General features: G+C 66.9%; 6 protein-coding genes. All 6 read left to right on the forward strand.

Annotated features, from left to right (window positions below; genetic code table 11):
• The 6 genes from fhuB to QCE69_RS17315 all read left to right on the forward strand — a co-directional run bounded on the left by fhuB (position 1) and on the right by QCE69_RS17315 (position 15,613).
• Positions 1–2,016 carry a Fe(3+)-hydroxamate ABC transporter permease FhuB gene (gene fhuB, locus QCE69_RS17290; protein WP_309932063.1) on the forward strand — a complete coding sequence of 672 codons (2,016 nt, stop codon included), beginning with the start codon at positions 1–3 and terminating at the stop codon, positions 2,014–2,016.
• A 153-nt stretch (positions 2,017–2,169) separates the two neighbouring features.
• Positions 2,170–2,385 (forward strand): hypothetical protein, encoded by a 216-nt coding sequence (locus tag QCE69_RS17295; RefSeq protein ID WP_309932064.1) that lies wholly within the window; start codon positions 2,170–2,172, stop codon positions 2,383–2,385.
• 44 nt (positions 2,386–2,429) lie between these two features.
• A complete protein-coding gene (locus QCE69_RS17300; protein WP_309920739.1) occupies positions 2,430–4,565 on the forward strand; it encodes a TonB-dependent siderophore receptor in 2,136 nt (711 codons plus the stop codon).
• 147 nt (positions 4,566–4,712) lie between these two features.
• Positions 4,713–6,143, forward strand: coding sequence for a peptide synthetase (locus QCE69_RS17305; protein ID WP_309920741.1), 1,431 nt, complete (start codon positions 4,713–4,715; stop codon positions 6,141–6,143).
• Positions 6,144–6,313: 170 nt separating this feature from the next.
• The gene (locus tag QCE69_RS17310) at positions 6,314–7,300 is read left to right on the forward strand and encodes a YqcI/YcgG family protein (RefSeq protein WP_409017866.1); all 987 of its coding nucleotides are present in this window, start codon (positions 6,314–6,316) and stop codon (positions 7,298–7,300) included.
• Positions 7,301–7,306: 6 nt separating this feature from the next.
• Positions 7,307–15,613, forward strand: coding sequence for a non-ribosomal peptide synthetase (locus QCE69_RS17315; RefSeq protein WP_309932065.1), 8,307 nt, complete (start codon positions 7,307–7,309; stop codon positions 15,611–15,613).
• The last annotated feature ends 1 nt before the right edge of the window (position 15,614 follow it).

Below are 15,614 nucleotides of genomic sequence, written 5' to 3' on the forward strand. Positions count from 1 at the left end.
ATGACGGCGGTATCCGGACCGCGCGCGCCGCGCGATTTCCGCGTGGCGCTGGTCGGCGTGCTCGGGCTGGTGGCGTTGTGCCTGTCGATTGCCGGCATCCACGGCGAACTGAGCGGCGCATCGTTCTGGTCGACGCTCTTCATGCCCGACCGCACCGACCTGCATCAGGTGCTGGTGCGCGACAGCATGTTGCCGCGCATCGCCATGACGCTGCTATGCGGCAGCGCGCTCGCGCTGGCCGGCACGCTCGCACAGCAGGTCCTGCGCAATCCGCTCGCCGAGCCGATGACGCTCGGCATCTTCCCCGGCGCCTATCTCGCGCTGATGCTCGCCGAACTGTGGGCGCCTTCGCTGCTGGCGAGCGGACGCATGGCCGTCGCGCTCGGCGGCGGCGCGCTGGCGATGACACTCGTGTTCGCGCTCGCGTGGCGGCAGCGGATGTCGTCGCTGGCGGTGATCCTGTCGGGCATGATCGTCAATCTCTATTGCGGCGCGATTGCGCTCGGCATCACGCTCGCGCACTTCGACCTGATGCGCGGCCTGATGATCTGGGGCGGCGGCGCGCTCGACCAGACCGGCTGGCACGAGAGCGCGCGGTTGTTCGTCGGCGTGCTCGCGTGCTTCGTGCTGACGGCCTTCATGCTGCGTCCGCTCGGCGTGTTCGAGGCCGGCGATTCGACCGTGCAGGGACTGGGCATCGCACTGCAGCGCACGCGATTCGCGGCCTTGCTGATCGCCGTGGTGCTGACTGCGTGCGTGGTGTCGGCGGTGGGCGTGATCGGCTTCGTCGGACTGGCCGCGCCGACGCTCGCGCGGCTCGCGGGCGCGCGGCGGCTGCGTCAGCGGCTCGTGTGGGCGCCGTGTCTCGGCGCCGTGCTGCTCTGGTGCACCGATGAAATCGTCCGCGTGATCGCATCGGGCGAACTGTTCTCGGCGCATCTGGTGCCCACCGGCACCGTCACCTCCTTGCTCGGCGTGCCGCTGCTGCTCGCGCTGCTGCCGCGTCTGCGCACCCAGCCGGACCTGCATGCGGCGGCCGTCGCGCATGCGCCGCCCGCGAAGCTGGAGCGCCGCCTGCCGTGGGCGTGCGCCGCGCTCGTGGCGGTGCTGGTGCTGTCGTTCTGTGTGTCGCGCGGACTCGATGGCTGGCGCTTCGCCAGCCGCAGCGATCTCGACGCGCTGATGTTCTGGCGCCTGCCGCATACCGTCGCGGCGCTCGCTGCGGGCGTGCTGCTCGCGGTCGCGGGCACGCTGATCCAGCGCGTCACCGCCAATCCGATGGCCAGCCCCGACCTGCTCGGCGTGAGTTCGGGCGGGGCGCTCGGCATCGTGGTCGTGTTGTTCGCGGGTTTGACGCCGTCGCCGGGCGTGCTGTTCGCCGGCTGCCTCGCGGGCGCGATCGTCACGCTGGCGCTGCTGCTGTGGCTCGGATCGAAGGCCGCGTTCGCGCCAGAACGGCTGCTGCTGATCGGCGTGGCCATCAGCGCGCTGTTTCAGGCCGTGGTCGGCGCGCTGCTCGCAAGCGGCGATCCGCGCGGCGGCATGCTGATGAACTTCATCATCGGCTCGACCTATTACGTCGAAGCGTCGTCCGCCTACACGGCCGCCGCCATCGCCGTGCTCGGGCTGGCGCTCGCGCCGCTGCTGTCGCGCTGGCTGGAGGCGCTCGGACTCGGCACCCACATGGCCGAGGGACTCGGCGTGCCCGTCACGCGCGCGCGCTTTGCCATCCTGATCGTGGCGGCGCTGCTGACGGCGGCATCGACGTTGATTGTCGGACCCTTGTCGTTCGTCGGCCTGATCGCGCCGCATGTCGCGCGCTATTCGGGCGCGCGCCGTCCCGGCGTGCAGATCTTCGTCGCCGCGATCTTCGGTGCGCTGCTGATGGGCTTCGCGGAATGGCTCGGCCGCCAGCTCATGTTCCCCGAGGAAATGCCCGCGGGTCTGGTCGCGACGCTCATTGGCGGGCCTTATCTGATCGCGCTGACGCTGCGCAAATCCGTGTCAGCTACGTGACGAATCTCTCCCGCGCAGGGGATTAGCACGTCGGCTTTTTGAAAGCAAGACATAAACTGTGTCAAGGCTTGCAAATGCGAATCATTCTTGTATAGTGTCGATGTCGAGACGGAAGCGCGCCAGAATTTCACGCCGTCTCGTCACGTCGATGACGTGTTCAGCATTCAGCATGACCTGCGCGCGACGCTGTTCCCGGCCATGACGGACAGACGTGCACGCTGTTCGTCGGGCGCCTCGCTGTATCTCCAGATTCTCAACTTGGCAATCCTGAACACGTCCATCGATGCGATGGGCGCCAGGGTTTTCCACGAGTCTTCTTCGGGTCTTCAACGGGTTTCCACCATCAGGCAGATGCGATCAGCACAATGAATAACAACAGACAACGGCGCCGCGCACCGCGGCCCAACCACCGCTTGCCCGTCCGATCGGGACTCACGCCCATTGCGCTGGCGCTGGTCGCCATGTGGGGCACGTCCGCGCATGCGCAACAAGCCACGGACGCGCAGCCGTCGAATCGCAATCTGCCAGCCATCGAAGTGAATGCCACGCCGGATGCCACCACGGAAGGCAGCGGCACGTATTCCGGCCGCACGGCGACGGTCGCGGGCAAGACGGAGCAGTCCATCAAGGAGATTCCGGCATCGGTGTCGGTGCTGACGCGTCAGCGCATGGACGACCAGAACCTGACGACCATCCAGGACGCGCTCAAATACGTGACCGGCGTGGAGTCGGTGGATTACGGCGACGGCACCGCCTACTACAAGGCGCGCGGCAACTTCCTGGGCGTGCAGTTCGATGGCGTGTCGACGCCGGGCGGCCTCCAATATCTGCAACAGTTCGACCTCGCGATGTACGACCGCATCGAAGTGTTGCGCGGCCCGACTGGCGTGATGGATGGTGTGACGGATCCGGGCGGCACGGTGAACTTCGTGCGCAAGCGTCCGCAGGACACCTTCCATGTGGCGACGGAAACGCAGGTCGGCTCGTTCGGCAGCTTCCGCCAGATGATCGACGTGACCGGCCCGCTGAACAAGGACGGCTCGCTGCGCGGCCGCGCGGTGCTGGTGGGCAGCGACGGCTTGCAGTCGGTGGATGGCACGCGCCAGAAGGAAGTGATGGCGTACGGCGCCATCGACTACGACTTCAACCCGCGCACCACGTTGTCGCTGTCGGCGGCGTATCAGGTCAACCCGATCAGCGGCATCGATTACGGCGTGAGCGGCGTGACCGATCCGGACGGCAATCTGCTCGGCCGATTGCAGAGTTCGTACACGCAGAACTTCAGCCCGAGCTGGAACTACTCGTACAGCGCGATGGAAGAGGTCAACGGCAATCTCGTGCATCGCTTCGAGAACGGCTGGAAGTCCAACACGACGCTGTTCTATCGCCATCTGCTGACGAAGGCCGACTATGCGTACGCGGGTCCGGGCACGACCGCGGACGGATTGAGTTTCTACGGCGAGCAACGCCAGCGCAACACCTATAACTGGTGGGGCGCGGATACCAACGTGAGCGGCCCGATCCGCGCGTTCGGCCAGACCCATACGCTGACGATCGGTGCGAACTATTCGCTGCAGACGGGCACCGCGGATTCGGGTTTTGCTGCGCTGAACGGTCCGTTCGACGGCCAGACTTTCAACGTATTCGATCCGAACGCCGTGCCGAAAACGGACGTGCCGTTCACTTTCGGATCGAACAACCGCACCGAGCAGTACGGCATTTACGCGCAGGCGCGCATCAAGCTGCTGACGCCGTTGACGCTCGTGCTCGGCGCGCGTGAAGCCTTCCTGCAGGAAACGTCCCAGTCCACGCTTCCGACCGTCGAGGACTGGAGCACGCAGGCGCAGGTCAATCACCGTTTCCTGCCAAGCGCGGGGCTCGTGTATGACATCACGCGCTCGATGACGGCTTACGCAAGTTATTCCCGCTTCCTGACCGCGCAGACCGCGCTCACCTATACGGGCGGACTGTTGCCCCCGCGCTCCGGCGAGCAATACGAAGTCGGCCTGAAGACCAGCTTCCTGAACAACCGGCTGACGACCACGGCGGCGGCGTTCCACATCAACGACAACAACCGCGCGATCACCGACCCGAACAATCCGACCGGCTCGATCGCGGGCGGCAAGTCGACGGACGAAGGTTTCGAGTTCGAGATCGCGGGCCAGCCGTTGGCGAACTGGAACGTGTATGCGGGCTACACGTACCTGAACGTCAACTATGAAAACGATCAGCCGGATCTGACGACCGGCACCGATCCGAAGCATCTGTTCAAGCTGTGGACGAACTACCTGTTCACCCAGGGCACACTGCGCGGCTTCTCGGTGGGCGGGGGCATGCTGGCGCAGACGCGCATTTCGCGCGGCGTCGAGCAGGGCGCATACGCGATCTTCAACGCGCAGATGGGCTATCAGTTCAACAAGCACCTTCAGGCGTCGCTCAACCTGAACAACATCTTCAACCGCGATTACTACATTCGTCCGCCGGGCACTTTCTTCAGCGAGTTCGGTCAGCGTCGCAATGTGATGTTGACGGTCCGGTCGGACTTTTAAAAGCGCGTCGAGCCGGCATGCCGCGACATGCCGGCCGACACGCAGCAGCAGATCCCATCCGGCGAGCCGTGCGCGGACGGCACGGCTCAACACACGGGCGCAACACGTTTCTCTCATCTTCAGTGAGTCAGCCGCAGGAATACGATCATGACGCAACCCTCGTCTTCATTGTTTGACTTCTCACCGTTCGCGGGCCAGAGCGAACGCTATGTCGGCCTCATCAAGCAGTTCGCCGCCGCGCAGCCGTTTCGCAGCGCGGAGGTCAGCGAACTGGTGCTCGACGACGACTACCATCGCCGGCCGCTGCGCCCCGAAGACTTCGAGTTCCTCAAGTTCGCGAAGCCGGTGCGCCCGCATAACGTGAGCCGCCTGCCTGCGCTGGCATCGAACCGTACCTTGCTGTCGATCTACGAACTGGGCACGGCGCGTCTGCCGGCCTCGGCCGCGCCCGCCGACTGGCAACGCTTCGTCGAGTTCTATGGCGAAGAGGCGCAGGTGCTCGGCGCACAGATTGCGCCGTTCCTCGAAGCGTACGCGTTCGAGTATCTGTGCCAGGAGCAGACCGCTCCCGGGCAGGCTTCGGATGCGACGCAAGGACTCGCCCGCATCCTCGATGCCGAACTGCAGTTCTGGGATCAAACGTTTGCGCGGCTGATGCGCAACGATTACCTCGAGGAAGGCTTGCGTTTCATCATGGTGCAGCGCTGGTCGCTGGCGCCGTCGAAGCAGCGCGCGCTGGCGCGGGCGGCGGCGAGCGGCCTGTTCGACATGCTTCCCGCCGACCAGCGTCCCGCACCCGACACCGATGCAACCGATGCCGCGCTGTACGCGAAAGTGGCGGCATCGTGCGGCGTGACGCGCCAGCAGCATGCGTACTGGCAGTTCTATCTGCCGACCAGCCTGGCCAAGTGCAACCTGCTGTATGCGCTCGCGCGCCGGCCGGATCGCGCGTTCGGGCTGGTGGGCGCGGCGTTCGCGGCGGAAGCGGAAGCGCTGGCATTCAGCATCGCGCTCGAACGCGCCTGTGCGCATCTGAAGCCTGCGAACCGTAGCAACGATGATGCGCAGTCGCGCAAGGATTCACTGTTGCGGCGCGGCGCGCAGGCGCTCGAAACGATCGGCGCGGCCTACGGTGCCTCTGCCGTGGCGATGACCGCGCAAGGCATGGCTGCCGGCGAACGGCTGGCCGAACGCGCGCGCTGGGATCTCGGCGAACAATTGCTGTGGCTGTCGTCGATCCGTCATTACGTGGCGTTCGCGCACCGCATCAGCACGCGTATCGACGCCGAATGTCCGGACATCGATCGCGAGACCTTCATCGAGCCGCATGAGATGTGCTCGACCACGCACGTTCACAACGATCACCGGCTCGTGACCATCCAGGAAGGCGAGATGCTCTTCTGGGGCAATCTCGGCATGCAGCTGAAGATGAACGAAGGCGACATGGTGCTGATTCCCGATGGCCGTCTGCATGGCTCGACGGTGGTATCGGGCGAATGCACCTATCACCAGCCGATCATCCCCGACGACTGGGTCCGCGCGCTGGTTGCGGAGCTCGACGCGAAGGCGTCGGCCTGAACGAAAAGCATCATCCCAGAGCGTCCGGCACAGGACGCCTGTTTCCCTGCAAGAAACGCTTTCATCGACGAGCCGCGGCGTCTGCGGCTCGCGCGCGCGTTCGCCCGTGCAAGAGGCAGGGGCGCGCGTGAAGAACGAGGATATCGACGATGCAAAGGAACGAGGAAACAGTGGACGATCAAGCAAAGAGCGTCAATGCTGAAACGCAAGCGGGCGCGCCCGCAGGCAGCGGGTTCGATCCGGGCGACTGGAAGAGCCGCATCATCGCCGGGCGCGCCACGGGTGCGGAGGTGCAGCCGCCCGCGTGGCTGGATGCCTCTTACGAGACGCTGCGCGCGCAGGTCATGGATCCGGCTTATCCGTGCTTCTTCGGCACGATGGCCGAGAAGCGCGGCGAGATGTTCTATTCGTATGTGAACGGCAAGGACATCGGCCAGCTTGCCGCGACCATGCAGACCTTCGCGGAACTGGTCTCGCTGCCGGAGTATCGCAAGAACAATATTGCGGTGTTCTTCGAGCCGGATGCCGAGCCGCTCTCGCACGACGCCTATCACGCACTGTTCTGGAAGATCCTCCAGCATCTGCACGATGTCGATCCGGACCCGCACGCGGACGCGCAGCCGGAGCCGTCGAGCGAGGACTGGGAGTTCTCCTTCGCGGGTGTGGAGACCTTCGTGGTGTGCGCGTGCCCGTCGTTCCGCGCGCGGCACAGCCGCAATCTCGGTCCGGGCATGGTGCTGCTGTTCCAGCCGCGCAGCGTGTTCGTCGACACGATCACCAACAAGGTCATCGGCCGCGAGGCGCGCAATCAGGTGCGCAAGCGTCTGGAGACCTGGGACGAGATCGGCGCGCATCCGGATCTCGGTTTCTTCGGCGATCCGGGCAATCTCGAATGGAAGCAATACTTCCTCGACGATGCCAACACCCCCGCCGACGACCGTTGTCCGTTCCTCAAGCGCAAGCGCATGGCGCAGCAGGAAGCGCCTGTCGTGGAGACGCGCAAGCCGCCCGCCGATCCCGCGCGCCCGACGTGGTGGCAGCCGCGGCCCGTGTCGCCGGACGAGGCGCGTTATCCGCTGCGTCCGGTGCATCTCGAAGTGGAGCGGCACGCGGTGTCGTACGGCGAGCGGACGGTGCGCGAGTATGACGAGGACTGAGGCGTAATGGCATCACAGGCACAAGGCGCGGACGGGATGGACATGGCTGAGAACATGATTGAGCGGTTGCGGGCGCTGGCCGCTTCGCGCGGCACGGACACGGCGCTCGTGACGGTCGATGCGCACGGCGACACGCGTTACGACTACGCGCAACTCGACCGCCGCGCGACCGCGCTGGCGCGGCGTCTGCGCGGCGCGGACGGCTGGACCGAAGGCATGCGCGTGCTGCTGATGATGGATAGCGGCATCGACTATGTGGCCGCGTTCTTCGGCTGCCTGTATGCCGGAGCGACGGCGGTGCCGGCGTATCCGCCGGAGTCGCGGCGCGGCCAGCACCTGGCGCGCTTGCAGGCGATTGCCGCCGATGCCGACGCTGCCTTCATCGTCACGACGGCTGCGCTCGAAGCCAGCCTGGGCGACGCCTTCGCCGAGATCGCGCCGCAAGCCGTGCGCGTGTCGATGGACGCGCTCGTGCCTGACCCGGATGCATCCAGGTTCGAGCCGTATCGCGCGGCGCCGGTGGATGTGGCGTTCCTGCAATACACGTCCGGTTCGACCTCGAGCCCCAAGGGCGTGATGGTCACGCACGGCAGCCTGTGGGCCAACGAAGCGGCGATCCGCGCGGGCCTGAGCGTCACGGGCGACGACGTGTTCGTGAGCTGGCTGCCGCTGTATCACGACATGGGGTTGATCGGCACCTTGTCGCAACCGGTGTTCAGCGGCATTCCGCTCGTGCTGATGTCGCCGCAGTATTTCCTGGAGCGGCCGGTGCGCTGGCTCGAAGCGATTGCGCGGCATCGCGGCAGCATTTCCGGCGGTCCTGATTTTGCGTATCGGCTGTGTGCGGACCGCGTCGGCGACGAGCAGCGCGATGCGCTCGATCTGTCGAGCTGGCGCGTGGCGTTCTCCGGCTCGGAGCCGGTGCGCAAGCCGACGCTCGATGCCTTCGTCGCACGCTTTGCTTCCGCGCGTTTCGATGCAGGCGCGCTGTTTCCCTGCTACGGGCTTGCCGAAGCGACGCTTTACGTGAGCGGCGTGGCGCGCGGTGCGGGTGTGCGCGCGGCATCGTTCGATCAGGCCGCGATGGAGCAGGGCCGCGTTGCCGTCGCGGCGGGCGAGGCCGATTCCGCCGCGCTGGTGTCGTGCGGCAAGGCCGCGCCGGGGCATGAGATTGCCATCGTCGATACGGACAGCGGCGCGGTGCTCGCGCCGGGCCACATTGGCGAGATTTGTGTGAGCGGGCCGAGCGTCGCGGCGGGCTACTGGCGGCGCGAGGACGCGAGCGCCTCGGCGTTCAGGACGCGCGGCGGCGTGACCTGGCTGCATACCGGCGATCTCGGTTTCCTGCACGACGGCGAGCTGTACGTGGCGGGACGCATCAAGGATCTGCTGATCGTGCGCGGACGCAATCTGTATCCGCAGGATCTCGAACTGGCGATCGAACGCGAGGTCGAGCTTGTGCGGCGGGGCCGGGTGGCGGCGTTCGCCGTCGAGATCGACGGGCAGGCGGCGATCGGCATCGCAGCCGAGGTGTCGCCGAAGATGCGCAAGCTGGTTGCGGCGCAGGACATCGCGGCGGCCTTGACGGAAGCCGTCGCGCAGACGTGCGGCGAAACGGCCGGCGCGATCGTGCTGCTCGATCCGGGCGGCTTGCCGAAGACGTCGAGCGGCAAGGTGCAGCGCGCGGCCTGTGCGCTCGGCTGGCGGAAGCGTTCGCTCGACGCGTACGCATGGTTCCTGCAAGGCCGCCGCATCGATAGCGACGAAGCGCCGCAAGCCGCGCCTGTGACGCTGGACGAAATGGAAGCGGCGCTGGCCGCGCTGTGGCGCGATGCGTTGCACGGCGCCGGCGCGCTCACTGCCGACGCCAACTTCTTCGCGCATGGCGGCAGTTCGCTCGCGGCCGTGCAGGTCGCGGCGGCGATCCGCGCGCGCTGGTCGATCGATTTCATGCCGCGCGATGTCTTTGCCGCGCCCGTGTTGCGCGACGCGGCAGCCCGCGTGCGCGAGCGGATGGCACACGTGGCGCAAGGGCAGGCTCAGACTGAAGCACTGCCGCTCCTCGACGACGCACAGCGCGCCCGTTCGCGTGCCTCGGACGCGCAACGCAGCCTATGGCTGACGTGGTCGCACGATCCATCGAGCGCCGCGTACAACATGAGCGGCGTATTGCGGCTGCACGGCGCGCTTGACGTGACCGCGCTGCAACGCGCTTTCCAGACTGTCGTGAAGCAGCATGACATCTTGCGCGCTCGCTTCGTGATCGACGATGAAGGCGAGGCCGTGCAACTCATCGACGACACGCTCGATATCACGCTGGGCCACTCGTGCGATGAAGGCACATTTGAAGCACTCGCGGACCGCATCGCCCGCGCGCCATTCGATCTGGAAACCGGTCCGCTCGTGCGGGCGCATCTGGTCAGCGTGGGCGAAGACGAGCATCGGCTGGTGCTGGCGCTGCATCACATCATCGCGGATGGCTGGTCGGTGAACGTGCTGCTCGCAGCGCTGGCCGATGCGTACTACGCGCGTCCCGAAGCCACGCAGCGGCGCGTGCAGTCCGCCGATTACACCGCGTGGAGCCGCGCCTCGGCCGATGCTTCCACGCTCGCCCGTCAACTCGACTACTGGCGCGCGCAACTCGCCGCCGACGGCGATCCCGCGCAAGCCGCGCGTCTGTTCCCGGCTGCGGCGGAGGCCACGCGCGGCCGCCAGCGCGGCGCAAAGTTTGCGCTCGAAGCCGATCTGGCCGCCCGCATGCGACGGCTCGCGGGCGAACATCGCGCTTCGTTGTTCATGACGGTGCTGGCTGTCTTCAACGTGGTGCTGCATGTATTGAGCGGCAAGGACGATATCCGCATCGGCGCGCCGGTGTCGTCGCGCAAGCGGCCTGAGGCGCAGCATCTGATCGGCTATTTCATCGACATGCAGGTGCTGCGTTCGCGCGTCGAACGGCAGCAGGATTTCGGCGCGCTGGTCGATGCCGCCCGTGAAACCGTGCTCGCGGCACAGGAGCATCAGGACGTGCCGTTCGACCGGCTGATGAGCGCCTTGCTGCCGAAGCGCGCGCAAGCCGGCGACGCGCTGTTTCAGGTGAAGCTCACCGAACAGCGTCCGTTCGCGGCGCATGGATTCGCACCGCTCGATGCGTCGCTGCACGTGCTGCTGAACGATGCCCCGCACTTCGACCTCGCCGTCGATTTCACCGATACCGGTGCGCAGATCGATTTCCTCGTCGCCTATGACGATGCCGTGTTCAATGCCGCGTTCATCGCGCGTCTGACTCGATTGTTCGCGACGTTGGCACAACGCCTGACCGATGCGCCGCAGGAAGCGATCGGACGCCATCTGGACGAAGCGCCGTCAGCGGACGTGCTGACCATGTGGGCCGACAGCGTCGCGCGTCATCCGGACAAGATCGCCTTGCGCGATGGCGCACGCAGCGCGACCTTCACCGAACTCGACGCCGCCGCCAGCGTGCTCGCCGCGCGTCTCGTCGAGCATGGCGCGGTGAGGGAGGCGCGGGTCGGCGTGCTGGCGGAGCGGTCGATCGAACATGTGCTGGGCATGCTGGCCGCGCTGAAGGCGGGCGCGACCTGGGTGCCGCTCGATCCGGCCGCGCCCGCCGCGCGCCTGAGCGCCCAGTTGCGTGATTGCGGCGCGCGGGTGCTGCTGCATGCCGCCGCGTTGCCCGACGGGCTGGACACGGCGCAGGCCGTGCCGCTCGACGTGAGCTTCGCGGCCGGCGAGAACACGCAAGCCAAGTTGCCGTGCGTGGTTCATCCCGATCAGGCCGCGTACATGATCTATACGTCGGGTTCGACGGGCGAGCCGAAGGGCGTGGTGGTCTCGCATCGCGCGCTCGGCAGCTATGTGCGCGGCATGCTGGACACGCTGCGCGCGAGCCCCGACGCGTCCTTCGCGATGGTCTCGACACCCGCCGCCGATCTCGGCCATACCGTGCTGTTCGGCGCGCTGTGCTCGGCGCGCACGCTGCATCTGCTCGCACCGGAACTGGCCTTCAATCCCGATCAGTTCGCGCGCTATATGGCGGAACATGAAGTGGGCGTGCTGAAGATCGTGCCGGGGCATCTGTCGGCGTTGCTGAGTGCGGCTCGCCCGCGCGACGTGTTGCCGTGGGATGCGTTGATCGTCGGCGGCGAGACGACTTCCGCCGCGCTGCTCGCGCGTTTGCAGGCGCTCGCACCCGCGTGCCGCATCTTCAATCACTATGGCCCGACAGAAACGACGGTGGGCGTCGCGATGTACGCGCAGCGCGGCCCGCTCGACGCACAGCGCGATCTGCCGCTCGGTGCCGCGCTGCCCCGCGCGCGCCTCCACGTGCTCGACGATGCGCTCCAGCCGGTCGAATCAGGTGCAATTGGCGAACTGTACGTGGGTGGGCCGTCCGTCGCGCGGGGTTATCACGGCCGTGCGGCGCTGAGCGCGGAGCGCTTCGTGCCGGATCCGTTCGCTTCGGGCGAGCGGCTGTATCGGACGGGGGATCGCGTGCGGATCCATGCGGACGGCCTGCTCGAGTATCTGGGCCGTGCGGACGATCAGTTGAAGGTCCGGGGCTACCGCGTGGAACCGGCCGAGGTGGAGCGCGCGCTGCGGCGTGTGGAAGGCGTTCGCGAAGCTGCCGTGCTCGGGCATGAAGCGGCGGGCGGCTTGCGCCTGGCGGCCGTCGTGACCGGCGATGCAACGGCGGACACGGTGCGCGGCGCGCTCGCGGCATGGCTGCCGGAATACATGGTGCCCGCCGATATCGTCACCGTCGCGGCCTTGCCGCTGAACGGGAACGGCAAGCTCGACCGTGTGGCTTTGCGGACGCTGTTGCCGTCGGTGTCGGAGAGCGCGCCTGCGGACGCCGCCGATGCGCCGCATGGCGCAACCGAAGTCGCGCTCGCGCGGATCTGGGCTGACGTGATCGGCATGGAGCCGGGATCGATCAGCCGGCATCGCAACTTCTTCGAATCGGGCGGCGACTCGATTCTCGGTCTCAAGGTGGTGGCGAAGGCCCGCAAGGCCAAGCTGTCGATCACGCCGAAGCTGCTGTTCCAGCGGCTCACGCTGGCGCAACTGGCGGCGCGGCTCGATGAGGCGTCGGCAGTCAAGGCGGCGCCGCAGAGCACGATTCCGCGCCTGCCTGAGGCATCGCGAGGGCGCACGCTCGCTTCGCATGCGCAGCGGCGTCAGTGGTTCATGTGGAACCTGGCGCCGGAGAGCAGCGCGTATCACGTGGCGGGTGGCTTGTGGCTGAACGGTGACGTGGATGCTTCTGCGTTGAAGGCGAGCGTCGAGGCGATCGTCGCAAGGCATGAGGTGTTGCGTACGCGCTTCGTTGCTGATGACGCGGGTCAGGTGCAGCAGTGGATCGAACCGCAGGGAACGCTTGACTGGCAGGAAGCGTCATTACCGGCGACGCAGATCGATGACGCAGCGCGTATGCTCGCGAGCCGTCCGTTCGATCTGGCGCAAGGGCCGTTGCTGCGTGCAGGGCTTTTTCCCACGCAGGAAGCGGGCAAAAGCCTTTTCGTACTGGCGATGCATCACATCGTCTCGGACGGTTGGTCGGTGCGTGTGCTGCTCGAAGAACTGGTGGCGCATTACCGCGCAGCGGTGTTGAAAGAGCCGTTGAAGCTGGCAGCGCTGCCGGTGCAATACGCGGACTATGCGGCATGGCAACGCGACTGGCTGGACGCAGGCGAACGCGAACAGCAATTGACCTACTGGCGCAAGGCGCTGGGCGATACACAGCCGGTGCTGGCACTGCCCACCGACTCGCCGCGTCAGGCGAATGCATCGTATCGTGCGGCGCGGTATCGGCTGAAGATGCCTGAAGCGCTTTCGCAAGCGGTGAAGTCGCGCGCGCAAAGTACGTCCACGACGCCGTTCATGGTGCTGCTCGCGGCGTTCCAGGCGCTGCTGCATCGCTATACGGGACAGGAAGATATCCGCATCGGCGTGCCGGTGGCGAACCGACATCGCGTGGAGACGGAGGGCTTGATCGGCTTCTTCGTGAACACGCAGGTGTTGCGTGCAGAGATCGATGGCGAAGCAAGTCTCGAAGCCCTGCTGCAACAAACCCGCCAGACGACGCTCGACGCACAGGCGCATCAAGACCTGCCCTTCGACGTACTGGTAGATGCCCTGCGTCCCGAACGCAGCCTGAGCCACACGCCGCTGTTCCAGGTGATGTTCAACCATCAGCGCAGCGACTGGCGCGTGCTGGAACAGCTTCCGGGCCTGACCATCGAGCCGTATCCGCTGCCCGCCCCGATGGCGCAATTCGAATTGCTGCTCGACACGCGCGAGGAGCCGGACGGCACGCTATCGCTGGAACTGACCTACGCGCGCGAACTCTTCGACGAAGCGACCATCGCCCGTCTCGCGCAGCATTACCAACGGATACTCGCGGCGTTCGCGGACGCTGCGGCCAGCCGCCAGAGCGTCGGCGAGATCGCGATGGTGGACGAAGCCGAAGCCACCACGCTCGCGCGCTGGAGCGTGAACCCGGCACACAACGAAGGCGCCGAGCCCGTCTTCCGCGCGTTCGAGCGTCACGCAGAGCGTCATCCGGACAACATCGCCCTGCTGCTCGACGACGCCACCCTGACCTACGGCGAACTCAACGCCCGCGCCAACCGGCTCGCGCACTGGCTGCTCGCGCAGGGCGTCGGCGTGGAAACGCGCGTCGGCATCGCGGCGCTGCGTTCCTTCGATCTGCTGGTCGCGCTGTATGCCATCGTCAAGGCGGGCGCGGCCTATGTGCCGCTCGATCCCTCCTATCCGGCCGATCGCCTCGCCTACATGATCGGCGACAGCCGGCCGCAACTGGTGCTGCATCAGCGCGGCATCGCACTGCCCGCGCCGGAGGGCGGCGTGCCGTGCTTCGTGCTCGAGGACATCGATACACGCGCCTGTCCGGCGCACAACCCGGATGCCGTGCTGCACGGCGCCAATCTCGCCTACGTGATCTACACGTCCGGTTCGACGGGCCGGCCAAAGGGCGTGGGCAACCGTCACGATGCGCTGTTCAACCGGCTCGAATGGATGCAGCGCGCCTATGCGCTGCGGCGCGGCGAAACCGTGTTGCAGAAGACGCCGTTCAGCTTCGACGTTTCGGTGTGGGAGTTCTTCTGGCCGTTGCGCGTCGGCGCACGGCTGGCCATCGCCGCGCCCGACGCGCATCGCGATCCGGCGCTGCTCGCCGCGACGATGCGTCGCCATGCGGTGAGCACACTGCACTTCGTGCCGTCGGTGCTGCAAGCCTTCATCGACAGCGGCGCGGCCTCTCACTGCGGCGAGTCGCTGACGCGCATCGTGTGCAGTGGCGAGGCGCTGTCCGCCGGCTTGCGCCAGTCGACGGCGCAAGCGTTGCCCTCGGTGACGCTGCACAACCTCTACGGCCCGACGGAAGCGGCCATCGACGTGACCGCGTGGACCTGCGTGGACGAAGCGGCGCGAGCCGTGCCGATCGGCCGTCCTATCGACGCAACGCAGACCTGGGTGCTGGACGCGCGCCTGTCGCCGGTGCCGCCGGGCGTGCCGGGAGAACTGTATCTGGGCGGCGCGAACCTCGCGCGCGGCTATCTGGGCCGGGCGGCGCTGACCGCCGAGCGCTTCGTGCCCGATCCGTTCGGCGCGGACGGCGCGCGCCTGTACCGCACGGGCGATGTCGTGCGCTGGCGCGAAGACGGCGCGCTCGACTATCTGGGCCGCGTCGATCACCAGGTGAAGATTCGCGGCTTGCGTATCGAGCTGGGCGAAATCGAGGCGGCCTTGCTCGGCCAGGGCGTGCGCGAAGCGGTGGTGATGGCGCGCGATGACCGGCTCATCGCGTGGGTGACGGGCGCTGTGTCCGATGCCGATGCCCTGCGCATCGCCCTCGCTCGAACTTTGCCGGACTACATGGTGCCGTGGCGCATCGTGCCGCTCGATGTGATGCCGCTCAACGCCAACGGCAAGGTGGACCGGCATGCGCTGCCGCAGCCCGCGTTCGACGATGCCGCGCCTTTCGAAGCGCCGCACGAGGGCATGGAGACGGAACTGGCGACGGTGTGGTCGACGCTGCTGGGCGTCGAGCGGATTGGACGTCACGACGATTTCTTCGATCTGGGCGGGCATTCGCTGCTCGCGGTGCAACTGAACGCGCGCATCGGTCTCGATCTGGGCGCGAGTCTGCCGCTCGCCACGCTGTTCAATGCGCCGACGCTGGCCGCGCAAGCCGCGATGGTGGCGCAGACGCGCGCCGCGCAGCCTTCCGACGACGCGCTGAATCGCCTGGATCTCTTCATGGATACGCTGTGAG

Source organism: Caballeronia sp. LZ032, assembly GCF_031451315.1.
Taxonomy (GTDB): Bacteria; Pseudomonadota; Gammaproteobacteria; order Burkholderiales; family Burkholderiaceae; genus Caballeronia.